This is a genomic window from Paraburkholderia sp. SIMBA_053 (genome assembly GCF_046534895.1).
GTDB lineage: Bacteria > Pseudomonadota > Gammaproteobacteria > Burkholderiales > Burkholderiaceae > Paraburkholderia > Paraburkholderia caledonica.
Genome location: NZ_JAWRXU010000587.1, coordinates 1 through 276, shown reverse-complemented (window position 1 = coordinate 276; position 276 = coordinate 1). Strand labels below are relative to the sequence as shown.

Sequence of the window (276 nt, the reverse complement as noted above, 5' to 3'; positions counted from 1 at the left end):
CGGCGAAATAATCGACGTGTAATCCGGGTTGTGCGTGAAGCCGGGGTACATCTTCGCCATCCGCACGCGCGCCCGGTCGATGAAAGTCTGCTCCTTGCCGCGCGGCACGAGCACGTAGTCTGGCGCGACGCAGGTCTGCCCGGCGTTGAGCGTCTTGCCGGCGATCAGGTTATCCACGGCATTCTCGAAACGCGCGTGCGCGCCGATGATCGCCGGCGATTTGCCGCCGAGTTCGAGCGTGACCGGCGTCAGATGCTCGGCGGCGGCGCGCATCAC

General features: G+C 65.9%; 1 protein-coding gene. It reads right to left on the bottom strand.

Features of this window, described 5'->3' with window-relative positions:
- On the bottom strand, positions 1-276 hold a 276-nt coding region (locus tag SB753_RS36945; RefSeq protein WP_410805097.1), incomplete at both ends, for an aldehyde dehydrogenase family protein.